Raw genomic sequence first — 26,472 nt, forward strand, 5'->3', positions numbered from 1 at the left:
TATACAGCTTTATGCAAAAAAATTCGACTACCGAATTTTATCTAACTGAACTTTTATTCCACTTATTATATACAATGAAACCGTTCAATAAGAAACATAAACCATCGTCTAAAAACTATTCAAATACCCCTTATAAACAGAAGATACTGGTTATAAGGGGTATGTATTCAATTTAATTTTATAAAAATTGGATGAAAACAATGCAAGTTCCCACTTATTTAGAATAAGTGAAAAGATGATGTTTTATTTGTTCAATAAAATAATGATGGTGTATATTATCGTTAGATACTCGACTTGCCATAATAGCCCCCTCCATTGAAGATGCAAGAAAGGAAGCAAGTGATATAACCTCTATATCTTCTTTAAGTTCTTGTTTCTCTATTCCTTCTTTTATGAGAGAAGCCATTAACATTACTGTATCATCATAACCTTTTGCTGCTGCTTTTTGTAATTCTGGAAATACTCCAGTACTTTCAATTGCGCTATTAAGTAATGGACAGCCTCCAGCAATAGGAGGATTATTAGCTGCATCTTGATATACAAGGAAAATTGCAAGGATTTTATCGATTGCTGTCTTTTTATTTTCCATTGCTTTATGAAAATGACTCCACATAATCTCACCACTTTTGTCGTAGGCAGCAAGGACAATTTCTTCTTTACTTTTGAATCTACGATAAATAGATCCTTTAGGTAGTTCAGTAGCTGTCATTATATCCTGGATGGATGTGCGAGTTATCCCATTAGTATTAAATAAATATAAAGATGTTTCAATAATTTTTTCTTTAACCTTATCAACTTTAGTCATGCTTTGTAATCCTCCTAATAAAAACGAGCTTAATATTCCAGGTGATATTTACCATCTATTTTCTTGAATTTTTTTGTAAGTATAAAGAAGTTTGGAGCGAAAATATCTTATCAACCCCTATATTATGTGAACCTCAAACAATACAGTTTGAAAAGAGATTAATCAAATTGTATTATCTATATCATTCAAATGAATTTTCTGTCAAAATTAACATGACCAATTATTTAATTCAGTCATGTTATACAACTAATTTCACCTAACTTCGTAGTAGGTGTAAAAATATATAGTTAAATTTAACGTATAGACATATGATTATTATATATAATTTTGATTAATATGTTTAGCTAAAGTGTTTGAACTATCCCCACTTTCACTTCATTCTATAAAAGGGTAATCATTAATGATTACTGGAATTAAATTGTACCAAAGAAACTGAGATATAAATATATTTGCTTTTTTCCATTTGGATTTTGTTAATACTTTATAAAAAGGGTTTAAAAAACTAGAAACTTATAGTATCATTAGGTTCCGGACCGAACCGTCCGGTTTATAATCTTATATAAATATATTTAGAAGGAGAACGTTATGCAGAGAGAAAAATCAAAAATTATAGGTAATTTAATTATGGGGGCAATACAGTGAACTTTATAAAAATGAATAAAAAAGAAATCATTATGCTCATAATCTTTACAATGTTTGTACCATTTCAAATTGGCTTGTACATATTATTTGGCATATCACTTTTAGCTAATGTCAATTTAGTTGAATCAGAATTTGTTCTTAGTGCCATCGGTTTTACTGTACCTGCTATTGTAGGAATCATTTTCTTTAGGAAAGAAATTATTGAAAGTTTTACTTATTTTAAAGAGAAGACAATTTTGAAAATAGTAAGTATTCCTATGGTAGTTTTATTTACGGTAATTGTGGAACAGTGTGTTATGCGTTTTCTAGCAACTGGTCAACCAGAGAACCAAGAGCAGCTCCTTGAAACGGGTGCGGAGGTACCTCTTGTATTTACATTGCTTGTATTTGGTATTCTGGGTCCAATACTTGAAGAAATTGTGTTTCGTCACATATTAATAAATCGTTTTTCTTACCATATTGGTACTGCTATTGCATCTATCATTTCGATTATGATTTTTACACTTCTTCATACGAACCAACTTTCGGATATTGCTATTTATTTACCTGGATCGTTGATACTTACTGCGGCTTATCTTATTTCTAAAAGATCCATTGCATATCTTATAGCGATACACATGTTAAACAATTGCCTTGGTTTCATTCTGTAAGAAACTAGACTTGTTTCTGGTGCCAAAAATACTTTTTCTATGGCATAAGAAAGCTAATCAAAAATTATAAGATATTAGGAGAGTGTCAGTCATGATTGTAACAACAACTTCTGGAATTCAAGGTAAAGAGATTATTGAGTATATTGATATTGTAAATGGTGAAGCTATTATGGGTGCAAATATTGTCCGCGATGTATTCGCTTCCGTTCGTGATGTTGTCGGTGGCCGTGTTGGTGCTTATGAAAGTAAGCTAAAAGACGCTCGTGATATTGCAATGGGCGAAATGAAAGAACTTGCAAAAGAAAAAGGTGCGAACGCTATCGTTGGTATTGACGTAGATTACGAAGTTGTTCGTGATGGAATGTTAATGGTTGCTGTCAGTGGTACAGCTGTACGTATATAAGTAAATAAAAAAAACGGTTCCCCTTGGAATTTATACTTTGAGGGGAAATCCTGGTTCTGTTGCAGATTTTAAAGAATAATAAGAGATGTTGATAAATCATTGTACGTCGAAAAACACAGTTTGAGTGTAAACTGTGTTTTTTTATATAGAGGCCCCATCCCATCACTATCAAGCTAAAATTTTTTAGTGCCTCCAGAACGAAATTTTGTATTAACTTGTAACAAAAAGTTCATTTTTATTTTGTTGATAATTCAGAATATTTCGGTTGATATGTATGTGGCGGTACCCTGATACGGTACAAATTTTTTATAAACGGTTGTAAGATTCTACGTTTTTGACCATTCTGTACAACGATAACTTTGGTTTATTAATTTCGCCTGTAATCTGGTAGCCTATCCTCTGATACAATTTAATGGCAAGTTGATTCTCTTTCTTTACCGTCAGAGAGCATTTGGCAAAGCCTTGCAGGGAAGCTTGTTCCTCGGCAAACTTAAGTAGTCTGGTACCTATCCCTAGTCCTCGACTTTCGGGCAATAAGGCAATTGTTCCGATGTGAAACTCGTCATCTTCTCCCTCCTTCAAGGTAAACATGGAATAAAGCATTTTGATATTCAAAATGTTATAAATAACAAAACCCAGCTTTCGGAATGAAAGCAGCTGTTTAAAAGTGGACCAGGCAAGACGGTTTAAAACGGGTATGGGATAGCAAGTAATCATCCCTAAAGTTTTCCCGTCCATTTGAGCTTCATAAGCGTATTGATGACTAAAACGGTTGTTCTCCTGCCGCCAGAGCTTACAAAATGTCCCTTCGACTGTGTTCTTCTCCTCAGATCCTGCAAGTGGAAACGCCATGTATTCCAATGCCATTACATTTAACTGGGCGCCGACCATGGATTGATGAACAGCCTTTACAATAGAGATTTGATTCATTTCCCAGTCCTCCTTTTCGCTTTCTGTATTATTGATATTAATTATCATGGATTTGAATCAGTTCACTTACCTCTCAAATCATCCTTAGCTTTAAAACCATAATAAAATGTATTTAAAACAAGCTCTGCAGCAGATTTTTTAGCCACATTTCCTTCATGTACCTGTTCCCAAGTATGGAAAAGCAGAGCATAAAGCGTATTCAAAATCCATTCGCTGCTAACCGTTTGCTGAAAATAACCTCTTTGTTGTAACAGCTCAATAACGCGTCGTAAGGGTTCCCTCAGCTTCTCTTCTGCTTCACCTAATTCTTTGTTGTTAAATACAGATGCATCATGACCTAGAAAATAGATTTTGTCACCTAAAGGGATTAACGCTTCAATGAGTTCCGGGATATAGTTTTCGCTTCTTTCCTCATCCAGTGGAATCTGGTTTACAGTATCACTTACCAGTTGTATAGCCCGATGGCCTAAGAACAGCATCAATTTCTCCCTGCTTTCGACGTAGCGATGGAGTGTAGCAATTCCAATTCCCGCATATTCCGCAATTTCATTCATCGAAGCAGTAGGATTTTCAACAAGCAATATAGTAGCCGAATCAAGAATTGCATTAAATCTCGCTTCCTTCAACGCTGACAAGTCTTTCTTCATCGTCAATCTCTCCCTTTTTCTGTATAAATTCGTCATTTTTGATAGAAAAATATATCATTTGATATTATAATAAACAATCTCAAATAAAGTGTCCAGATGCTGAATGTAGCTTTTCAAAAAGAATTATATTACTGAAACTGATAGTACTTTGAATGTTTCATTTTTAGCATTTCATTATTTAGATAACGATGAAGAAATTAAATTATTTAATGTAATAAATACAAGAACCAAAGGAAATGGTTCGAATCGCTTTCTTAGTAGAGAAATTGATTACCTTATCTAGGTTTTTTAAACTATTTTTCATGACGCATTAATACTTATAGTAATTTTTCTACTTTTATTAAATCCGGTTGCACTTCATTTAATTACTGAATGTTTTATAATGAAGCTTCTTTCTGCATAAAGTTATCGGTTTACTTTAAAATTCACTTCCGGGTATTTGGTCATCAGCCTTTTAAGGGTTGAGCCGTCATCCTTCTGTTTTACATACTGGTCAAAAAATGCCAGGCTGAATTCGTTGATAATACGATGAACTTCCTTTGGATTTTCACCTGGGCTCTGCAACAGAGGGGAGAACAAATGTAAATCAGTGAGGCTTGTATGATCCGTATGAGGTATGACCATTGACATACCACCACCAGCTAACCCACGTCCATATCGCTCCCTCACTTCATAGGGATCTGCTTCATCAAGCTCTTCTGCACTCATGAGTAGAAATGGTTTTCCAATTCCACTTTCAGGAAAAATTTCTCCATACAATGTACCATCCATATTGATAGCTGCTTTGACACGAGAATCTTTTGCAAGTATTTGTGCTGCGGTAGCTCCACCGTAAGAGTGACCAAACATTCCAATTCGCGAAGTATCCATTCTTCCTGTAAAGAAGCCGGTCTCATCGTTTTGATTAAGTTTCTCTATCTGATTAAGGACAAAGCTGACATCTTCCTCCCATAATTTTATGTGGCTATCCCCTTCATCAGTTAAATTGATGGGCTGTACGTAAGCAGTTCGACCACCTGGAAAGACGGTAGCTGCAGCATCAAAGGTATGATCGATACTTAGAACAATATATCCTTGACTAGCCAACTCCTCAACTTGAAACGTGTTTTGATTACGAAAACCATTAAAACCATGAGAGAAAAGTAATATGGGATAATGATTCTCTGAATCTGAGAGTTGTAAATCCATAAACGAATGAGATTTTACCAATTCCATGTGGCTGAATGCAAATGCAGGAATGGACAATGTTTTTTCCAATCCCTTGGAAAGCTCATTTATGTTACGAATATAAGGTTCTGGATCCCCCTTACTTTTTTCAGCTGTAGGATACCAAATTTGCACCATCAGTTCGCGCCGATCGGTTGGATTTTTCGAATATGGTTCATTTCTCTGATGATCAATCCAATGATATACCTTCGTACCGATCCTATGTGGACCGGTTGGTTCTTCAAATGAAAATACTGGCATAAGTAAGGGTAGCGCCACTGCTACAGACAAATAGATACATAGCAACGAGGTCTTAACTATGAATATACCCCAACTTCTACAGCCCTTTTTCCGCCCATTTAATAAATAGCATAAAATTAAGATAACTGGGGATACATATGCCGGAATCATCTGCCACCTAAAACCTTCTGCCAATAACTGAACTGTAACCATTACAACGGCAATCAAAGTAGCTAATTTAGACCACTTTTTCGTTTCTCTGCCTATTAACAGTATCCAACTCAATAGACTAAAATTCACAACTATCAAAACAACTTCCCAGAAATTCATTGGTCTATCTCCTTTGAATGTATTTTACTTCTAATTAAAGAGGTAGTTTTCAGCCTAAGTAAAAGCAGATGCCCCCCCCATATAGTTGCACCAATTATGCTTAGTAACCGTTTCATCCACTCTACTCCTTTCTTCAAATTAAAAACTTAAAATGCCCAGCTACCTTTACGGAAAATTGGTTCTACAGTTCCATCTGGTAGAATACCGTCGATGTCCATCTCACTGCTGCCAATCATAAAATCCTCATGTGTTACTGAAATATTTGCACCTAACATTTCAAGCTGATCGTTTTCTAAATCTCTTCCATCCTCTAAGCAAGTTGGATAAGCTTTACCAATCGCTAAATGGTTCGATGCATTTTCATCAAACAATGTATTAAAATATAAAATTCCCGATGCTGAAATTGGTGATTCATTTGGTACAAGTGCTATCTCACCTAAATAGCACGAGCCTTCATCCACATTAATAAGCTCCTGTAATAAATCATGTCCTACCTGTGCTTCAGCTTTAACAATTTTTCCTTCTTCAAATGTCAGTTTAAAGCCGTCGATAATATTCCCTTGATAAACTAATGGTTTTGTATTGCTTACATAGCCATTTACACCTTGTTTCATCGGTAACGTATAAACCTCTTCGGTCGGCATATTAGCCATAAAGATAGTATCATCAGGAGTTTTACCACCTCCAGTAATCCATTTATGCTGTGGTGCTAATGCAATTGTTAAATCAGTACCTGGCGCTGTATAGTGAAGCTTTATATATTTTTTATTGTTCAGTAGGACCGCACGAGATTCTAAATTTTTTACATGTTCACGCCATTTTTCAATAGCACTGCCTTCACCAATACGAACAGCTTTAAAAATAGCCTCCCATAATGCTGGTACTTGATCCTCAGCTGCTAAATCCGGGAACACCTTCGATGCCCACTTTGGTGAAGGAACTGCTACCATCGACCAAGCTACTGAATCCTTCATTACGGCGTTGCGATTGTTGCTCAGAGCAGCTCCTGCTACCTTTTGATAGGTAGCTAGACGATTAGATGAAATACCTGTAAATTTATCAGGATCTGTAGCATCTATCATTAATAATGCTCCTTTACGTTCGATCAGCTCATCATTCATTTTGACTATCCACTCTGGGAAGCGATTAAATTCTTCATCTGAGGCATAATCAAAGTAAGCACGTTCCATTTCTTCATCCGAAAAATTAACATGAACACGCCCTGCCCCAGCCTTATAAGCCTCTTTCACAACTATACGGGCGAAATCCAATGCATCCACTGATGTATTGACTAATAAGTATTGCCCTGGTTGAATATTCACACCGATTTTCACCGTAAGTTCTGCATATGCTTGTAATTTTTCTTCAAAAGTCATATTATTTACCTCACTTTTATCAAATTGGTTTTGAATTCCCATCACTAACTTGCTTTCATACCATACTTTCTGAACAGGTTTTCTCAGAATTTTTCTTGCCTATTTTTTATGTTTTTCATCAAGACATGATAACAACTAATGGCTTTTTTCTACTACTCATATATTTAATTTCTAAACTTTGATTCAATTAATATTGGTTTGTTTTTTTAAAAAATCTAATCAAAGGGCATCAAACACTACATAAAGTTATAGAGTTCTTTATTGTGAAAGCTCACTCATTTCTTCCCAATCTTTTCAATGTGGCGTTTAACATCCTCAATCACTCCATTCTCTTTACAAAGTAATTTTGATAGATAAACATATCATTTAATATAAAATTAAATCATTTTAAATGAATTATCAAGCCGTAAAATTTAATTTTCAAAAAATTCAGTAAAAAATCTATATGAAAATGGATTCTATCGAAGGAAGGGATAACGAAAAGATTTTTATACACACATGGATAAAACACATGAAAACTTATATATAAAATTACAAGTTCAACTCTCACAAAAAAACGGAATAAAAATAAACAGCGGAACTAGCCCACTGTTTACTTTGCCACACCTTCATGTAATTTTTCTGTATAATCCTTTACATCTTTCCAGCTATCTTTCGCTGTATGTAAATCTTCTTTTATAAACGTAAACTCTTCCGGACTAATTCCTTTTACGTTTTGTAGTAAATTATTATATTTTGCACCTACTGTATACCATTGGTTTGATATGTTTTGTAGTGCTGTAATTGCTGCATCAATTGTTTCCGTCATGTTTGTTGTTTTATTTTTTACATCAGTCAAAATTACGATTTCTGCTTGTGCTCCTGAAATTCTATCTTTTAAATTAGCTATCTCTCTTTCTGCATTTGCGATATCTTTTTTTGCAACCGCAATCATCGGCCCGCCAGCAAGACATGTTATTAGCGCTACGCAAAGTACGCCACCAGCAATGACCATATCATTACTCTTTTTAATCGAATCGTTATATGTATTTATTTGTTGCTCTAGAGCTGGAATACCAGCATTCGTACTTGCCAATATCGCTGTTAACTGATTTGTATCCTCTTTGAAACTATTTGTATCTTTCGCCATTCTATCGCGAAAAGCTTTCAAATTTCCTAATAATCCATCTACCTCATTTTGATTCTTTACAATATCCGCATACAACTTTTCTAAATCCGCTTTTAATTTTCCGCTATCCTTTTGATCAATCGCTATTAACATGTCGTTATAATACGATTGAAAAGTATTATTGTAATTTATAATATTTTGATCCGTTTTCATAATTTGAGGCTTCATATTATTTAACCAATATGCTGCATTAATTTTTGCATCTCTTTGATGCTGAATCATATTCCCTTTAAATTCACTATTAATCGAACTTATTTTACTTAAATCCGTCTCTTGTTGATTTTGAATTAATTTTGCATATGAATCCATTGCAAATATACTCGATGTCGTTTGTGCCATTACATCTTGGAATCCAGCTGGTCCAAGAGAATAGTTTTTCACATTTTCTTGTATTACCTTTACATTTTGTTCTGCTGCAAAAGGATGTAAAGGAGATACGTTACTCGTTGCCACCCCAGCAATCATTACCGCTAAAAGACATTTTTTATAAAATCTTTTCTGCATACTTTTCACCTATTTTCTTTATAAAAGTATAAAAAGCTCCTGCTCACAACTGAACAGGAGCTTCAAATCATTCATCAACACTTAACGCTCTAACGATTCGTATTCAATTATGCTTTTTTCGTATCTACTACTTTAATATCTTCAGCATAAATCTTTTCTGCATAGTCTTTAATATTTTTCCAGCTATCTTTCGCAATGTTTAAATCTTCTTTAATGAAAACAAGGTCGTTTGGACTAATTGAATCCACATTTTGAAGTAAAGAATTATATTTTGATCCCATTGTGTACCATTGGTTTGAAATATTTTGTAACGCTGTAATTGCAGTATCAATTGTATTTGTTAAATACTCTGTTTGTGTTTTAATGTTCGTTAATCCAGCTACTTCTAATTGCGCAGTTGTAACTTGTCCTGTTATCTTTTGAATTTCTGCTTGTGCATTATCAAGCTCTTTCTTCGCTAATACGATTCCAGCTGTACCACCGCCTACAGCTGCTGCACCACCTGCAATTAATGCTACTCCTAGCGGTGTTCCTGCGCCCGTAGCAATAACTACTGCACCACCAATAATTGCAATTGGTCCTAGAGCTGTCGCAACAGATGAACCGATAATAATTGCATTATATTTACTAATTGCTTCATTGTACGTTGTAATTTGATTTTGTAATAGCGGAATTCCTGCATCTTGACTAGCTAATATAGATGTAATTTGATTTGCATCACCCTTGAAGTTTTGCGTATCCGAAGTCATTTTATTTCGGAATTTCTTCAAGTCTTCTACTAACTGATCCACTTGCGCTTTATTTTCATTAATACTACTTGATAATCTAGTTAAGCCTTTCGTAAGAGTCGCTTTATCCTTTGCATCAACTGCAGCAACTAAAGTATCATAATAGTTTTGGAATTTCGTATTGTAGTTAATGATATTTTGATTCGTTGAAATAAGCTGTGGTTTTAATACATCTAACCATTGCTTCGCATTTCCTCTAGCTGTATCTTGGTGCTGAATTACTTTCCCTTTTAAAGCCGCATCAACAGACGATACATTTCCAAAGTTAACATTACCTTGTTTAATAATTGTTAAAGCGTACAGATCCATTACTAAAGCATTTGAACCTGTTCTTTCCATTGCATCTTTTAGGCCTTCTGGTCCTAATGAATATTCTTCATAGTCATTATAAGCTTTTGCTACCGCATGAACTGGAGCTTGTTTCACTGTACTTTCAGCTGCATACGTATGAGCCGGCATAATATTTCCTGCTGCAAATACTGCCATAAGTGCTGATAGAGCCATTACTTTATAAGGTTTTTTTGTCATTTTTCTTCTCTCCCTATATCGCTAATTATTTTTCTGTTTAATGTACTTCAACGTTTGTAACGTAATCTTCAAATTGATTTGTTTGCTTATTCATTTCATCACTTACTTTTTTAATTTGATTGAAATGTTTTTGAAGTAAACTACTGTCTGTATACGTGCCTTCTTCGACATTCTTTTGAATTTGAATCATATTATTATTTAAAACTTTCCAATCCGTTAATAACGTTTCTAAAGTTGTAATTTGGCGATCAATTAATTCTGTAAAGCTATTTACTTGATCTTCAACGAATGTAATTTGAGTCGCCTCTGCTTCAGTTTGTGATAACTTTTGAATAAGTGGCAATAACTCCTTTTGCTTTTGTTGAATGCGAAGAGCTGCTTCCCTCGTTTGACTATCTGCAGCATTTACAATTTCATTACTTAAAGTACCGATAGAAACAAAATCGATTGTTTTCGTTTGTGCAGTTTGATTTGTGATTGTAAATACTTGTTTACCAATATTAATAGAACCTTTAATGATTTCTTGAGGTCTATTCAAAATAGTAGTTAATTCAGCTTGAATTTCACCTTGAATTCTTTTAATATCTTCTCTTAATTTCACAATATCTCCACTTGATCCTTGCAGTGTTTTTATTGCTTCATCGGCTTTAATTGATAAGTTGTTACTATCTTTGTCTAATACTGTTTTAAATCGATTTAACTCTAATAAATCTTGCTCCATACTCTCTTGGATGCTTTGTACTTGCAATTGTAATTTTCCATATGCACTCATAAAATCTGCTTTTGCTTGCTGATCTTCATTTACGTTTCCTGCTAATTCATAGAGCTTACTATAATAGCTATTAAATCTAGTGCTGTATCTCATCATCTCTTGATTTAAGTCAATTAGCTTCGGATTATATTCATCAATCCATTCTCGTACATTCGCCTTTGCAAACTTTTGATGATTCGTTAAGCTACTCATCGCATTTACCTTAATATCTGGCTGTTGTAAAATAACTAATCCGTATGCTTGAATAAGCGGTGATTGTGATCCTAACATTCTAATTGAATTGGATAATGTATTTGGCGCAATTACATTTTGTGCATATACTGTTTTCACTTCCGTTTGCCCCTCCTTAGCGTAAGCGCTTACAGGAATGAAGCAACTCGTAGATACTGCTGTAACCAATAACCCTGTAATTAAAGTCTTTTTCACTTTAACTCCTCCTATGTATTAGCAACTATTACTATCGCATTTTATTATTCTATTTTCTTACCTATAATTTGAGATGGTTAAAATAGAGAACGTTCTCACCGCGATCCATGTACGAACCACCTCTCTCGTATTGCTACAGTACTTACTTATCGTCACAAAACATTTTATTATTTTTCATATGTGTTTAGTATGAATAATATTGTATAAATTTTCTATTTCATCGAAATCCCCACATTCACACAGTGAATATATTACATAAAAATATTATTCATTTTAAACTAAACAACATACGTAAATATGAAATTTCGTTTTGTTTTCATATATGTTTTGTACTGTAAGGTCATTTAAACACAGCTGTTTATATATCGTAAAGAAGTATTTTCATTCCCTTTATTTTCAAGCTTTCGTGTCCTTATTTCAAAATATAATCCGATTCACTTTATAGATTGAAATATCTACATATCACAACAGAAAACACTACTTGAAAATAACCGATAAAATTATATAAATATAATTTTCGAGCCCATATGCAATTATGCATAGCATATACACAAAAAGGATAGCTTCATTTTCACGAAGCTATCCTTAAAAAATCTTCTTATTTTTTCAAATGATATGGAACTGTCGTAATAACAACATTTCTTTTATAAAGTAAATACGCACGTATGAGTAAACTGGATTGATTATGAAGAATGTTATGCCAACCTTTTTTCGGAATGAACTGTGGTATAACGACCGTAACGCGGTAATTCGATTCACTTGCCTTATATTGCACTGTATCGATGAACTTCGTTAGCGGCTGGATAATACTTCTATAATGAGAATGTAATGTAACAAGCCTAACTTCAGGTTGCCACTTTTTCCATTTCTCTTCAAATTTCTTTTCCTCTTCCCTGTCAAAAGCAACATATACAGCAATAACTTGATCTGCCGAAAGAGCCTTAGCATAGTTCAATGAATTTTCTACTACGTGAGTCATACCAGCTACCGGAACGACGATTACATTTCCCTTAATCGGAACAAGTGGTTCACAAGTTTTTAAACTTAACTGATCACCTACCGCATCATAGTGCTTCTTAATTCTGTGGAATAAGAATATGATTGCAGGTAAGAAAATAAGTATCGACCAAACTTGTGCAAATTTAGTTAAAAAGAACATGCTCATTACGATAAAACTAATAACTGCACCAATTAAATTAACCGTTAATCTTAAAGCCCATCCTTCAGGTTTTTCCCGAAGCCATTTTAATACCATCCCTGTTTGAGAAAGTGTAAATGGAATAAATACACCTACTGCATATAGTGGAATTAAATGTTCTGTTTGTCCTTGGAAAGCTACAATTAAAATAATCGAAGCAACTCCAAGTATAATAATACCGTTTGAGTAACCTAAACGGTCTCCTCTAATCGTAAACATTCTCGGTATGAATTTATCTTTTGCAAGGTTAACCGCTAATAAAGGAAATGCAGAATAGCCTGTATTAGCAGCGAGAATTAATATTAAAGCTGTTGTACCTTGTATGAAATAGTACATGAAATTACGTCCAAATGTTTGTTCAGCAATTTGAGAAACAACTGTTACTTCTTTACTCGGAGTCACTCCGTAATAATAAGCTAAAAATACAATTCCTGAAAATAACACAGCAAGTAATGCACCCATTGCAAGCAATGTTTTTGCAGCATTGTTTGGCGCAGGATCTTTAAAGTTCGGAATTGCATTTGAAATTGCTTCAACACCTGTTAAAGCAGAACTACCTGATGCAAATGCTCTTAGTAATAAAAATAAACTAATTCCTGCAACTGGTGTTCCAATCGGCGCATGTAAAGTAGGTGAAACATGACCAGTTAAAATATTATATATGCCCACACCAATTAATATAAATAGTGCTAAAACGAATAAATAAACAGGATATGCTAGCACGGAAGCTGATTCCGTTACTCCTCTTAAATTTAATATCGTAATTAATATAACAAATATAACCGCAATAATTACGTTATGTGCATGTAAGCTAGGAAACGCAGAAGTAATTGCATCTGTACCCGCGGACACACTTACCGCAACAGTTAAAATATAGTCAACTAATAAAGATCCTCCAGCAATTAAGCCTGGATTCATCCCTAAATTTTCTTTTGATACAACATACGCTCCCCCGCCATGCGGATAAGCAAAAATAATTTGACGATAAGATAAAATAAGGGCTGTCAATAATACTAATACCCCAACAGCGATCGGAATGGAATACCAATAGGCGATCGCTCCAACACCTGCTAAAGCAATTAAAATTTGCTCTGGACCGTAAGCAACTGATGACAATGCGTCAGAAGATAAAATAGCTAAAGCTTTCGTTTTATTAAGCTTTTGTTCTCCAAGCTCCGTTGATTTTAACGGTCTTCCAATTAAAAATCTTTTAATAGATGAAACCAATGCTGTCCACTCTCCAATAATTTTGTACGAACTTTTCTGCTTGTTACAGCCAGTAAACTATTTCTTCAGAAAACAAAAAATGTCTACAAGCCATAGCGAAATAGACTTGTAGACATTATTTTTTTTGTCGCACAAGCTCCACCTTCCTTCTCAATATAACGCTTACGAGGTTAGCTGTCGGATTCGGGCCTATGAGTAGCCCTACCTTTTTCAAGGATTCACCCCATCGGATTATGTACTAATCCGTAAAAACGGGTCCCCCGTACCATGCGGTTTCAGCGATTTAGAAAATTGAAACTGTGGATTATAATACTCCTTTATTTTCAAAAAGTAAACAAAAATTTTTAATAAGAAAAAAATTAAAATGATTGCGCATAATCCGCTGAGAAATATACATAATGAATACTAAAAAATCCACAAAGGAGACCCATATGTCTAAAGAAAAGAAGCCTATTTTTTCCGATTCATATTTAGATGCAGTAGCAAATGAAATTAATCAGTTATATGGTAAACGTGAACAGGAAATAAATTTGACAGATAGAACGAAAAGAAATAAATGATTTGTCATACAAAAAAATAAAAAAGATAGCAATACACTTATATATTGCTATCTTTTTTATTTTTTCATACATCTAATTCTATTACAGATTTGTTAAAGGTCATCTCTTCATACACCTTTAAATTTTGATATATAGTTCCTAATAATGGTGCCGCTATAGAAAATTTCTCTGCTACATCCAGTAAATATCCTTGCAAGTGCTTCCCTTCAATAAATGAACCCTTTTCCATATCACGCTGCATCGATGACTTCATATCATACGAAATTTTATCAATCGTTTTCATATGTTCCTGGGCAATATTTTCCTTTACTGGAGCTCCTAATACTCTCATGATTTGTACAGATTCCTCAAACACATTACGGATAAAATCACGGCCGCCTTCACTTTCACGGATTGGTCCAATTGGTGCACGCATTAACGTTGTCACACCTGACATTACAGTAATAAATAAATATTTATGCCACATATCTTGCGTAATATTTTCACTTAAAACAAAACTAGACTTCGTACCTGCAAATGCTTTAGAAATATGCTTTACTCTCTCTGAATTTTGAGACTTAATTTCTCCAAACACAAGTCTGTTGGCAGCACTAGTTTGTACAATTTCTCCTTGATCGTTTAACGTCGTCTCGATAAAGCATAAACCGCCAATTACTTTTTCTTCGCCGAATTCTTTTTGTAGTAGTGATAAATGAGCGATACCATTTAACAATGGAATGATTACAGTATTTTCGCCAACAAACGGCTTCAAATCTTGAATAGCCTCGTTTAAGTGATACGCTTTTGTTGAAAATAAAATGACATCAAATGGAGAAGTTCTCTCTTCTTTCGTTATTAATTTCGGTTGGAAAGAAAAATCCCCGTTAACACTTCGGATTACAAGTCCTCTTTCCTCTAATTGTTTTTTCCGTTTACTACGAACAAGAAATGTAACATCTTCTCCCTTTTCGACTAATCTGCCACCAAAAAACCCTCCGACTCCACCAGCGCCTAATACTAAAATCCGCATACAGCATCCCCCTTTTCAAAATACAATTTTACAACTTTTAGTATACATAACATTATACATGTCCTCTGCTAAATAAGCTGAATTTTCACTCTCAATTGAGTATAAAACAGTGGTTATTTTCAAATAAATTTGGGCATGTTGTTTCTATAGCATATATGGAAAGGAAACAATGTAGATGGAGGCAATACAAACAATTGAGGAAAAAGGTGTAGCAACAGCTATATTCCAATTTATATTCCCGTTTTCGTTTAAAACTGGATATGAACAAAATATGTTCCCTTTCTTACAAAAAAACGATTTTCGTCCTTTTCGGCTCGATCATCTCGATGATGAAAATACATATTATGGGGAGTTTAAAGTTTCACATCAAAATATGGAAGCATACTATCTTTCATTTACAAATAAAATTCTCTTTCCTCACTCAGAGCATCAAAAGGGCTTGCAACGTTATTCAAAAGATCTTAACTTAACTGGACATTTAACAACAAACCTTATTTCAATTCCATTCAAGATACACTCTATTGATGTAACACTTTGTCCTTATGAACTTGGCTTCTTAACAATTCGAACAGAAGTAAACACTGCTCCAAACATGACTTTATCTGAAGCAATCGAATTCGCAGATCGCTTCCGTGTACTTGAAACTAAAACTGATACAAATGAGTCTATTTGTATTGAATATAACGGAAAAAAGTATTCCCAAGTTGAAAAATTCATTTTTGGTTATTTATTTCATGGCGTAACTGATTTCTTTGAAAAGAAGAGATTAAGAAGTTCATACTTTCAAACCTTCCCTTTCTTTGAAGACCAGAGAATGTACGTCCAAACTTTATTGTCACTAAAAGAAGGTATGGAACTTAATGAAGTGGATGTTTATCGTACTTCCAGTCTTTCCGGATTAACAAGTGATGGTAAGCCATATGTGAGTGCAAGTAACCTTCCTTACATTCATAACTATTTAAAAAAACACGCTTACCAGAGATGGGCTCCAAATCGTTATTTCATTATGGAAGAACATATTTTTACATGTGTAACAAATGAAGGAGAACGCGAAATCGATAAACTTGCTAGTCAAATGTACGGAGAATTTTATTACGCTTTATTATTAAACCTATTCCATAAAATTGTTTTATTAAAAATGGCAAACGCCTATGCTGAGCTAAATATTGAACAAGATACTAATGAAATAGAGAAATTAATTTATTCGATTAATTCGTTCACTGCTAATTATTTTTCTTTAGAATTAGTATCTCAATCACAAAGTGAAGATATTTTCTTCCGCTTAAGAAAACTTTTTAATATTGAGGTTTTATACTCGAACGCGAAACAAAATCTTGATAGTTTGTTTAAATATCAAGAAAATGTCGCCTCAAAAAAAGATAGTCTCTTATTATTAATTTTAACGCTCTACTCTGTAGTAGGCCAAATGTTAGGGTTTACTATGATCGATCTTCTAAGAAACACCGATTCAAACAAAATATCGTCACCTCTTGAATTTTTCGCTCTATTAATTGCGATTAGCGGCATTGTCATTTCACTTATTTTAGGGGCTCAAGGGTTATACCAATGGGCTGTGCAGCACAAAAGAAGAAAAGCATGGGTAAAACAAACTGTACTGTCTGCTGTAAAAGAAAAAGAGGATAAAAATTAAAGAAGGTTATTTCCAAATATGTGGTATGCTGCAGTAAATGAAATTTTTATCAGCGATTTTTCAAATATATCGACTTACCGACAAATGACAGAACCGTATAACAAAAAAGGTACTCCAAAATAAAGCTTGGAGTACCTTTTTATTATACGAATTCAGCTTACTTCCCTGCTTCGATTTTCTCTAATGCAGCAGCTACTTGCTCTTCCGTTAATTCATGTTGTATTACGTAGCGGTTACGTGGACTTACACGACATTTATGAGAACATGCACGTAAATATTTCGCTTCGTTTTCTTCAGAACATAAAATTTTCTTATTACATTCTGGATTTGAACAGTTTACATAGCGCTCACATGGTTCACCTGTAAAGTGGTCTTTACCAACGATAACATGTTCTTTTTGATTTACTGGTACAGCGATACGCTCATCAAACACGTAACATTGTCCATCCCAAAGCTCACCTTGTACTTCTGGGTCTTTTCCGTACGTTACAATTCCGCCGTGAAGCTGACTTACATCTTCATAACCTTCACGAACTAACCAACCTGAGAATTTCTCACAACGAATTCCGCCTGTACAATAAGTTAAAATCTTTTTACCTTCAAGTGTTTCTTTGTTTTCTCTAATCCAATCTGGTAATTCACGGAATGATTCAATATCAGGTTTAATCGCACCTTTGAAGTGTCCTAAATCAAATTCATAATCATTTCGTGCATCAATGATAACTGTATCTTCTTGTTTCATTGCCTCATAAAAATCTTTTGGCTCTAAATACTTCCCAGTTATTTCGTGTGGGTTAATGTCATCTTCTAGACGAAGTGTAACTAATTCTGGACGAGGACGTACGTGCATTTTCTTGAATGCATGCCCTTCTTCTTCATCTATTTTAAATACGATACCATCAAAACGTGGATCATTGTTCATTGCTTCCATATATTTTTCTGTTTGCTCTACAGTTCCAGAACAAGTTCCGTTAATACCTTCTTTTGCTACAAGAATTCTTCCTTTTAATTCAAGTGAATTACAAAATTCTAAATGCTCTGCCGCGAATTCTTCTGGATTTTCAATTGTTGTGTACATGTAATATAGTAATACTCTGTATGGTTTTGTAGTTGCCAATGTATTTCTACCACCTATCTAATTTTTAAAATCATGTATAAGTTAACGTTCATATCAAAACATATATAATAAGAAAATGAATCCCATTTTCTTTTCTTTATACTATTTTCTATCAGTTAACAAAAATAAAAAAACAAGATTACACATCAAAACACTATGGTTATGTTGTAATCCCAATATATTATATATCATACAAATGCAATTCCATCAATTAATATGCTGTATTATCGGCTTTATGTTCACATAAATTTCAAAAACAGCCCTTTAATTCACTATGTTTCCCCATGTCATCACACCATAAACTCCCAATTCATTTTACATTATCACACCATCCATTGCATAAAGGCATATAATTTGCATTAAGGAAACTTTCGTGTTCAAATGAAATTATCACATAACATATTTAAATGTATTGAAATAATGAGTAAGAATAAATACAATAATTTCATCAAGTTAACATTTTAAAGGGGAAAACTACTATGAATAAAGATATAACAAAAGATGAACATCTCCCTTCTGAAAGTACAACTGTACAATCAGCTCACTTAGCTTTAAGTGGAGAAACAAAAGGCTGGAAAAGACTGTTACCATTTTTAGGGCCCGCTTTTATCGCGTCCGTTGCTTATATTGATCCTGGCAACTTTGCTACAAATATCGCAGCTGGTTCACAATATGGATATTTACTATTATGGGTTATATTCGCTTCTAACTTAATGGCTGTATTAATCCAAACTTTATCGGCTAAATTAGGAATTGCTACAGGAAACAATTTACCCGAAATAGCTCGTGAAAACTTTCCAAAGCCTGTGTCTATCGGCTTATGGATACAAGGTGAACTCGTTATTATGGCTACAGATTTAGCTGAATTTATCGGGGCAGCACTCGGATTGTATTTATTATTTGGAATACCTATGTTACCAGCTGCTTTAATTACAGCAGTCGGATCATTTATTATTCTTGAGTTTCAACGCAGAGGATTTCGCTCACTAGAAGCTATTATTACAGGGATGATCTTTATTGTAGTAATAGCATTTGGGATCCAAGTTTTTTATGCAAAACCAGAATTAAGTCCCCTTCTTTCAGGACTATTTATTCCGAAATTCCAAGGTGTAGACAGTATATTACTTGCAGCAGGGATTTTAGGTGCGACAGTTATGCCGCATGCAATATACTTGCATTCTGCATTAACACAACGCCGCGTGGTTGGAACAACTGACGAACAAAAGAAAAAGATTTTTCGTTTCGAATTTATCGATATTATTATTGCAATGGTTATCGCTGGAGCAATTAATGCAAGTATGTTAATTGTAGCAGCTGCACTATTCTTTAAAAACGGTATGCACGTTGAAGATTTAGATGTTGCTTACACTCAATTTACCAACTTAGTAGGTCCTGTATCGGCTGCATTATTTGGGATTGGACTTTTATCAGCAGGTTTATCAAGCTCTTCTGTCGGTACAATGTCAGGTGATATTATTATGCAAGGATTCATTCGCATGCATATTCCGTTATATTTACGTCGATTTATTACAATGATTCCACCACTAGTTATTATCGCTTTAGGTGTAAATCCAACTTACGCTCTCGTTATGAGTCAAGTTGTCTTATCATTTGGTATTGCATTTGCACTAGTGCCACTTATTATGTTTACAAGTAATAAAAAGATTATGGGTGCACTCGTTAACCACCGTATAACAACATTTATCGCATGGATAATTGCAGCACTCGTTATCATTTTAAATATTTTCTTACTGTATCAAACGTTTGTAGGGTAATGAAAAAAGGGTATTCCAATTTTAATTTGGAATACCCTTTTTCAATTCATTATTTGTATTAATCCTATAAAGTCTTTTTAAAATAAATTATATAATTTATTTCCAGCCAATAACTTCCCTACACCTTGAATAATCTTTATTTTCAGATTAAATTATATAATAACAAATACATTCTATTTTCATGTGCAAAGGAGCGAAAATATGTTTCCTTTATTAAAAACTGAAAGACTTATTTTAAGAGAACTGACCGAAGAAGATGCACCGCGTATACTACAATGCTTTTCTAATACTAATGTACTGCGCTATTATGGCCAAAAACCGTTACAAGATGTTGATCAAGTGAAACAAATCATTCATAACTTTAAGCTCAGTTACAATGCAAGAAACGGTATAAAATGGGGAATCGAATTAAAAGACAAGAAAGAACTCATCTGTACCATTGGTTTTCACGATTGGTCTTCTGAGCATAAACGAGCCAATATAAGTTATGCCTTTTTACCTGAACACTGGGGAAAAGGATATGCGACTGAAGCTGTTTCTGAGGTTATATCATACGGTTTCCATACGATTCATTTAAAGCGGATCGGGGCAATTGTATTTCTTGAAAATGAAGCTTCCAATAAAGTACTATTAAAATTAGGCTTTGAAAAAGAAGGCGTTCTAAAAAATTATATGTATCAAGATGATATCCCATATGATACGAATTTTTACGCTTTATTAAAATCGGTTTAATAGAATTCATGTGTAAAAAACCTTACTTTTAAAAAGTAAGGTTTTTTGTATTTATTCATTATCAATATAAGCATTCTTATAAGTATAAACACCACCAAATTGATGTTTTTCAATCCCTTTTACATACTCCTTTTGTACATACGCTGAGCCAATATGATAAAGCGGCGCCACCGCAGCATCTTCTAATAATACCTGCTCGGCTTCTCGCAACGCTTCCCATCGTTTTTCCCTATCTAGTACAAAATCCGTTTTCGCTTTCTTTATTAATTCATCGTAACGAACATTAGAATAATTCATTTTATTATTCGGATTCCCTGTCGTAAATAACTCTAAATAACTAATTGGGTCTTTATAGTCAGGTCCCCAATTTGCCATAGTTATATCGTAATCACCTGTTTGTTCTAACTGTAATTTTTGCTTAAATGGCTGTTGTTTAATTTGTATCGTTAATCCATGCAAATACTTTTCTAAGTCACCTTTTATATATTCTGCCATACGTTTTGCGTTATCTTGTTCAAATGTTAGAAACTCGAGGTTTACTTCGCCTACTCCAAGTTCTTTTTTCGCTTCTTCCCAAATCTTTTTCGCCTTTTGTAAGTCATATAGAGAAAGATCTCCGTTTTCTTTTCTAAAATCTTTGCCAGTCTCTTCATTTACATGACCAACTGGTACAAGTCCACTTGCAGGTTTTGCTCCGTTATTAATAAAGTGAGCAACGAAATCAACTTTATTTAACGCTAATGAAATAGATTGACGCACCTTTTTATTTGCTAACGCGGTATTTTTTTCATTAAAACGAAGCATAGCAATTCCAGAATCACTCGACATATGTAATTCCTTATTCCCCTTATACTTGTCTACAACTTGCGAATTAATAGGTACCCGGTCCAAATCTCCGGCTTCATATAAATTTACAGCTGTCATTGTATCCTTCACGATATGAAAGTTTATTTCGTCTAGTTTCACTTTCTTTTGATCCCAATATGTAGCATTCTTCTTTAATTGAAACTCTTGTTCATGCTTCCATTTTTCTAATACAAATGGACCGTTATATATGAGATTACTAGGTTCCAATGCATAATTGTTTCCTTGTTCTTTCAAAAATGATTCATGCTGTGGTAAATATATAGGTAATGCTAACAACTGTAAAAAATACGGAATTGGCTGTTCTAGTTCAACTTCTAACTTATAATCATTTATAACCGTAACTCCAAGTTCATCTAGAGACATTGCTCCCTTATTAATCTCTTTCGCATTTTTTACATAAAAGAGCATGGACGCATATTGAGATGCTGTTTCAGGGTTAATTGCACGTTTCCACGCAAACATAAAATCATTTGCTGTTACATTATCCCCATTTGACCATTTTGCATCTTTACGCAAGTCAAATGTATATTTCTTACCATCTTCACTTCTTTTAAACGATTTTGCTATGGCTGGAGTAGGCTGATCTTGATCATTTAATACATATAACCCTTCAAATATATTCTGCATAACGTGCGCTGATGTACCATCCATCGTTTTCGCAGTGTCCAGAGAAGGAATTTCTTCTGATACTGTTACATTTAACACTTGTTTTTTAGCCTCTGTGTCACTTTTATTCGTTTTATTATTACAAGCTGCTAAAAATAAAGATGTAACAAGTGCCATTACCATTAAATGGCTCTTTTTTCGCTTCATGAGTTGTTCTCCTTAAGTATAATATATTATAAAGCGTTATATATTATAGCAGAAATATGAACAGAAAGATGCGACATTCTTTTGAATATTTATTCGTTCGAGAAAAAAGCTATCCTTTTAAAAAAGGATAGCTTTTTCAACTGCCACATAATTATCTATCTTTGTAAACCTCGTTTATAACGACTCGCTTCAAATATAATACGCTCTTCATCTAACGTTTTACATTCGCCATTCCAAACGACACGCTTTCCGTTAATAATTACATCGCTTATATCTTTTCCACTAGCTGCATATACAAGGTGCGATAACACTTCATCTGCTGGTTGTAAATGCGGCTTATTAGATGGGTCAATCGTAATAAAATCAGCACACTTTCCAACCTCAAGTGATCCTGTTTGTTTCATCCCGATTACTTCAGCAGCTCCTTTAGTCGCAAGTGTAAGAGCTGTTTCAACTGGTAACGCTGTTGCATCTTGGTGAATACCTTTTTGTAGTAAAGTCGCTATGCGCATTTCTTCAAACATATCTAAATTGTTGTTAGATGCCACACTATCTGTTGCAATTCCTACTTTCATTCCTGCCTCTAGCATCGCTTTTACATTTGCTATACCAGAACCTAGTTTTAAATTACTATTTGGGTTATGTGCTACTCGAACATCATGTTCTGCTAAAAATGCACGCTCATTTTCATTTAATACTACACCGTGTGCAATAACTGTTGGGCGTTTAAACAACCCGCAACTTGCTGCATATTCTACTGGACGTTTCCCGTACTGCGCTTCAATATCACGTACTTCACGCTCTGTTTCCGAAAGATGAATATGAACCATCGTTTGATTTTCTACTGCAATACGAGCGCACTCTTCTAACAGTTCTGCACTACATGTATATGGACTATGCGGTGCAACCATCGTAGTTAACATGCCACTTTCGTTATAGTAACGCTTCACATATTTCTCAGCTTCTTCGATTGCTTTCTTTTCATCGTCTTTCGTTCCGAAGCTAAATAAAGTTCTTGAAACAGCAGCTCGCATCCCACTCTTTGATACCGTTTCCATAATTGCATCTTGATCTACTCCAATTGGATTAAACATGTCAGAGAATGATGTTGTACCACTTTTCACCATTTCAAGTAATCCTAATTCCGTACTAGCAACCGCAAGCTCTGGAATAAACTGACTTTCAAGTGGCCAAATTCTCGTCTCCAGCCATGGTTGTAATAACATATCATCGCCAATACCTCTTAAGAGACTCATTACAACGTGTGTATGTGTATTTACAAGCCCTGGTAAAACCCACTTTCCTTTCATGTCAATTACTTCATCTACTTCAAAATCATTAGCGAATTCTCCGCTCTTTACATCTATAATTTGATCATTTTCTACAATGATATATCCATTTTCTATCACTTCGTTTTGTTGATTCATCGTTACGATTGTAGCGTTTACATAAGTTGTTTTCAAAAGTATTTCCCCTTTCAACTCTATGAAGTTCCCTTTAATAAGTTACCACCATTATAGTAACTTATTAAAGATTAAGAGTCAAAAGATAATTTCAATTCTTTCATTATCTTTTCCTTCAAAATGCTATATTGTTTTTCATTTGTATCTGCAAATGCTTCTTCCTGGTTTGATTCCACATCCAAATAGTTCAGGTTTTCATTGAATTGAGCCTCTGTAAAATCAAATCTCTCCCCATCTATACTGTTATAAAAGTGCCACTCCTCTCCAACTTTTGTCTTTTTGATTTTCCCTCCACATATATCTTGAACAACTAAAGCTGTTACACCACACTGTCCCTTTGCTGGCTTTTCACTTGTCCACTTTGAACTTGTTTCAATCGACCACAATTTTATAAGTGCTTCATATATTCTTTTTGCCTTTACATTATCCATTCTCAGCTTCTCCTACTATTAATAGTTTTACACATCATATTTCAAAAGGGGCAGTAATCGGTCCTTAAAAACCGTTGATGGTGTCTCTCCGATTAACTTTGCTCCCATTGTCAAATAATATCCTTTTGCATTCGGATCACTATCAATCGTAAAGCTTTTTATTCCTAGTTCCTTTGCTTGCTCTATTACAAACTTCCACATTATTTTCCCATACCCCTTTCCTTTGTAACGAGGATGAATGTATAAGAAATCGAGAGCTTTATCGTTACGTAAAAATGAGAAAAACCCAATCTTCATATTATCGTTTTCTAAAACATATACAAAATTATTTTTTATGTACTCATCGGTAATTGTTAAATCTTCCTTACAAGTAAGTATGAATGCTTCACTATAGTTCCACGTTGCTTTTGAATGTAGTACAAGTTCACTTAATTCATTTGCTTCACTTACTAACGCTTTTCTTATCTTCATGATTCTTTCTCCTCACCTTCAATATATAAACTCTTAAAATGATTCGAAAAGTAATTTAAAAAACCTCTTATTTCCGTAAATAAGAGATTATTTTTATAAGTCTTTATTATAAATTTTTTAAAAGAAAAAGAACGCCATTCCTGAGAATTGGCGTTCTTTTTCTTTTAACCTGTATAGCATATTATATTAAGAATCATTTTTACACTTCTAAACAGTTTCTACTACCTCTTCAAGCATTGTTCCATTTTCAGCATAATTCGTATGCCAAGAAAAAGCTTTTTCTAAAACATGAGGAGTTTGTCCACCTCTTGTTTGTGCTTCTTCGTAATAAGCTCTTAGCTGGTCACGATACATTGGATGTACGCAACTCTCAATAATCAGTTCCACTCTTTCTCTTGGCGCTAATCCTCTTAGGTCAGCATACCCTTGTTCAGTGACGATAACATCTACATCATGTTCCGTATGATCTACATGAGAAACGAAAGGAACGATACTTGAAATGTTACCACCTTTTGCAATCGATTTCGTAACAAATATAGCTAGACGTGCATTTCTCGCAAAATCACCAGAACCACCAATACCATTCATCATCTTTGTACCTAAAACGTGAGTAGAGTTAACATTTCCGTATATATCTAATTCTAAAGCAGTATTAATCGAGATCAATCCAAGGCGACGAATGATTTCAGGGTGATTAGAAATCTCTTGCGGGCGCATCATTAATTTATCACGATATTTTTCAAAGTTAGAAAATACTTGTTGCATTTTCTCTTCAGAAAGCGTGATGGAGCAGCAGGAAGCAAAATTAACTTTCCCAGCGTCCATTAGATCAAAGACCGCATCTTGTAAAACTTCAGAATACACTTCTAAATCTTCAAACTCCGAATCTAGCATGCCGTGCAATACTGCATTAGCAACTGAACCAATTCCCGATTGTAACGGTGCTAAACTCTTTGTTAATCGGCCTACTTTAACTTCTTCTCGAAGGAACTCTATTAAATGTTGTGCCATAATGACAGTTTCTTCATCTGGAGGAACAATTGTCGATGGTGAATCCAGTTGATTCGTAAACACAATCCCCTTCACTTTTTCAGCATCAATTGGGATACCGATCGTTCCAATTCGATCATCCGTTTTTACGAGCGGAATTGGAAGCCTTTCCCCTTGTTTACCTGGTTCATATAAATCATGTAGCCCCTCTAGTTGCGTAGATTGAGCCATATTCATTTCAATAATAATGGACTTAGCATTTAAGGAGAATGCTAATGAATTTCCAATTGAAGTGGTTGGAATAATCATTCCATCTTCAGTAATCGCAACCGCTTCCAAAATAGCCACATCTATATCCATAACGTCAGCACGAAGTAACTCTGCTGTATGAGATAAGTGCTGATCTACAAATAAAAAGTCTCCGTTATTAATTCCTTTTCGCATAGTCGCATCGGCTTGGAAAGGCAATCTTTTCCCTAAAATTCCTGCTTCAGCAAATAATTTATCTACATCCGAACCTAAAGAAGCCCCTGTATAAACATTTACTTTAAAAGATTTATCGTTCTTCACTCGATTCACCAGCGCAAATGGGACTGCTTTTACATCCCCAGCACGTGTAAATCCACTTAAACCTAAAGTCATTCCACTTTCAATCCATGAAGCTGCCTCTTCAGGTGTAACTACTCGATCTTTGAAACGTTGATCCCTAATTCTATCTAAATTATTCTCCATATGTAATCCCTCTCTCAATGA

General features: G+C 34.3%; 22 protein-coding genes and 1 riboswitch. Of the genes, 6 read left to right on the plus strand and 16 right to left on the minus strand.

What is annotated here, in order from left to right:
• Positions 1-214: 214 nt before the first annotated feature.
• Positions 215-805, minus strand: a complete 591-nt coding sequence (locus tag MR167_RS11695; RefSeq protein ID WP_000169651.1) for a TetR/AcrR family transcriptional regulator — start codon at positions 803-805, stop codon at positions 215-217.
• Positions 806-1,443: 638 nt separating this feature from the next.
• Here MR167_RS11695 and MR167_RS11700 point away from each other — a divergent pair.
• Positions 1,444-2,097, plus strand: a complete 654-nt coding sequence (locus tag MR167_RS11700; RefSeq protein WP_242314676.1) for a CPBP family intramembrane glutamic endopeptidase — start codon at positions 1,444-1,446, stop codon at positions 2,095-2,097.
• Positions 2,098-2,188: 91 nt separating this feature from the next.
• The gene (locus MR167_RS11705) at positions 2,189-2,500 is read left to right on the plus strand and encodes a heavy metal-binding domain-containing protein (RefSeq protein WP_000637518.1); all 312 of its coding nucleotides are present in this window, start codon (positions 2,189-2,191) and stop codon (positions 2,498-2,500) included.
• A gap of 306 nt (positions 2,501-2,806) precedes the next feature.
• On the opposite strand, the gene MR167_RS11710 is transcribed toward MR167_RS11705, so the two are convergent.
• From MR167_RS11710 to MR167_RS11745, 8 genes are all read right to left on the minus strand, one after another.
• Positions 2,807-3,430 carry a GNAT family N-acetyltransferase gene (locus MR167_RS11710; protein WP_001071938.1) on the minus strand — a complete coding sequence of 208 codons (624 nt, stop codon included), beginning with the start codon at positions 3,428-3,430 and terminating at the stop codon, positions 2,807-2,809.
• A 62-nt stretch (positions 3,431-3,492) separates the two neighbouring features.
• Entirely contained in the window at positions 3,493-4,077 is a 585-nt protein-coding gene (locus MR167_RS11715; RefSeq protein ID WP_000710979.1) for a TetR/AcrR family transcriptional regulator, read from the minus strand.
• Positions 4,078-4,482: 405 nt separating this feature from the next.
• Positions 4,483-5,853 (minus strand): alpha/beta hydrolase family protein, encoded by a 1,371-nt coding sequence (locus MR167_RS11720; RefSeq protein ID WP_242314679.1) that lies wholly within the window; start codon positions 5,851-5,853, stop codon positions 4,483-4,485.
• 146 nt (positions 5,854-5,999) lie between these two features.
• Positions 6,000-7,229, minus strand: coding sequence for an aminopeptidase (locus tag MR167_RS11725; protein WP_242314680.1), 1,230 nt, complete (start codon positions 7,227-7,229; stop codon positions 6,000-6,002).
• Positions 7,230-7,821: 592 nt separating this feature from the next.
• On the minus strand, positions 7,822-8,901 hold the full coding sequence (gene nheC, locus MR167_RS11730) for a non-hemolytic enterotoxin NHE subunit C (RefSeq protein ID WP_242314682.1): 1,080 nt from the start codon (positions 8,899-8,901) through the stop codon (positions 7,822-7,824).
• A 107-nt stretch (positions 8,902-9,008) separates the two neighbouring features.
• Positions 9,009-10,217, minus strand: coding sequence for a non-hemolytic enterotoxin NHE subunit B (nheB, locus tag MR167_RS11735; RefSeq protein ID WP_000162968.1), 1,209 nt, complete (start codon positions 10,215-10,217; stop codon positions 9,009-9,011).
• Between the two features lie 37 nt (positions 10,218-10,254).
• A complete protein-coding gene (gene nheA, locus MR167_RS11740; protein WP_242314685.1) occupies positions 10,255-11,415 on the minus strand; it encodes a non-hemolytic enterotoxin NHE subunit A in 1,161 nt (386 codons plus the stop codon).
• 598 nt (positions 11,416-12,013) lie between these two features.
• Positions 12,014-13,840, minus strand: coding sequence for an APC family permease (locus MR167_RS11745; protein WP_000254886.1), 1,827 nt, complete (start codon positions 13,838-13,840; stop codon positions 12,014-12,016).
• 144 nt (positions 13,841-13,984) lie between these two features.
• Positions 13,985-14,131, minus strand: a riboswitch (cyclic di-AMP (ydaO/yuaA leader).
• A gap of 140 nt (positions 14,132-14,271) precedes the next feature.
• Here MR167_RS11745 and MR167_RS32945 point away from each other — a divergent pair.
• On the plus strand, positions 14,272-14,400 hold the full coding sequence (locus MR167_RS32945) for a hypothetical protein (protein WP_000031873.1): 129 nt from the start codon (positions 14,272-14,274) through the stop codon (positions 14,398-14,400).
• Between the two features lie 64 nt (positions 14,401-14,464).
• Here MR167_RS32945 and panE read toward each other — a convergent pair whose 3' ends face one another.
• The gene (gene panE, locus MR167_RS11750; protein WP_001221905.1) at positions 14,465-15,409 is read right to left on the minus strand and encodes a 2-dehydropantoate 2-reductase; all 945 of its coding nucleotides are present in this window, start codon (positions 15,407-15,409) and stop codon (positions 14,465-14,467) included.
• 175 nt (positions 15,410-15,584) lie between these two features.
• On the opposite strand from panE, the gene MR167_RS11755 reads away from it, so the two are divergent.
• Positions 15,585-17,060 (plus strand): hypothetical protein, encoded by a 1,476-nt coding sequence (locus tag MR167_RS11755; protein ID WP_086398509.1) that lies wholly within the window; start codon positions 15,585-15,587, stop codon positions 17,058-17,060.
• Positions 17,061-17,217: 157 nt separating this feature from the next.
• On the opposite strand, the gene trhO is transcribed toward MR167_RS11755, so the two are convergent.
• Positions 17,218-18,177, minus strand: coding sequence for an oxygen-dependent tRNA uridine(34) hydroxylase TrhO (trhO, locus tag MR167_RS11760; protein ID WP_000246235.1), 960 nt, complete (start codon positions 18,175-18,177; stop codon positions 17,218-17,220).
• A 479-nt stretch (positions 18,178-18,656) separates the two neighbouring features.
• Between trhO and MR167_RS11765 the strand changes: the two genes are divergently transcribed.
• Entirely contained in the window at positions 18,657-19,952 is a 1,296-nt protein-coding gene (locus MR167_RS11765; protein WP_001030674.1) for an Nramp family divalent metal transporter, read from the plus strand.
• A 201-nt stretch (positions 19,953-20,153) separates the two neighbouring features.
• Positions 20,154-20,684 (plus strand): GNAT family N-acetyltransferase, encoded by a 531-nt coding sequence (locus tag MR167_RS11770; RefSeq protein WP_242314686.1) that lies wholly within the window; start codon positions 20,154-20,156, stop codon positions 20,682-20,684.
• Between the two features lie 51 nt (positions 20,685-20,735).
• On the opposite strand, the gene MR167_RS11775 is transcribed toward MR167_RS11770, so the two are convergent.
• The 5 genes from MR167_RS11775 to MR167_RS11795 form a co-directional block, all read right to left on the minus strand.
• Positions 20,736-22,364 carry a peptide ABC transporter substrate-binding protein gene (locus MR167_RS11775; RefSeq protein ID WP_242314688.1) on the minus strand — a complete coding sequence of 543 codons (1,629 nt, stop codon included), beginning with the start codon at positions 22,362-22,364 and terminating at the stop codon, positions 20,736-20,738.
• A 155-nt stretch (positions 22,365-22,519) separates the two neighbouring features.
• Positions 22,520-23,845 carry a bifunctional S-methyl-5'-thioadenosine deaminase/S-adenosylhomocysteine deaminase gene (locus tag MR167_RS11780; protein WP_242314690.1) on the minus strand — a complete coding sequence of 442 codons (1,326 nt, stop codon included), beginning with the start codon at positions 23,843-23,845 and terminating at the stop codon, positions 22,520-22,522.
• Between the two features lie 53 nt (positions 23,846-23,898).
• On the minus strand, positions 23,899-24,258 hold the full coding sequence (locus tag MR167_RS11785; RefSeq protein ID WP_242314691.1) for a YunG family protein: 360 nt from the start codon (positions 24,256-24,258) through the stop codon (positions 23,899-23,901).
• Between the two features lie 27 nt (positions 24,259-24,285).
• The gene (locus MR167_RS11790) at positions 24,286-24,729 is read right to left on the minus strand and encodes a GNAT family N-acetyltransferase (RefSeq protein ID WP_242314694.1); all 444 of its coding nucleotides are present in this window, start codon (positions 24,727-24,729) and stop codon (positions 24,286-24,288) included.
• A gap of 207 nt (positions 24,730-24,936) precedes the next feature.
• Complete coding sequence (locus MR167_RS11795; protein WP_242314696.1) at positions 24,937-26,451, minus strand: acetyl-CoA hydrolase/transferase family protein; 1,515 nt, start codon at positions 26,449-26,451, stop codon at positions 24,937-24,939.
• Positions 26,452-26,472: the final 21 nt, after the last annotated feature.

It is taken from the genome of Bacillus cereus group sp. BfR-BA-01355, from assembly GCF_022663675.1.
Taxonomy (GTDB): Bacteria; Bacillota; Bacilli; order Bacillales; family Bacillaceae_G; genus Bacillus_A; species Bacillus_A thuringiensis_S.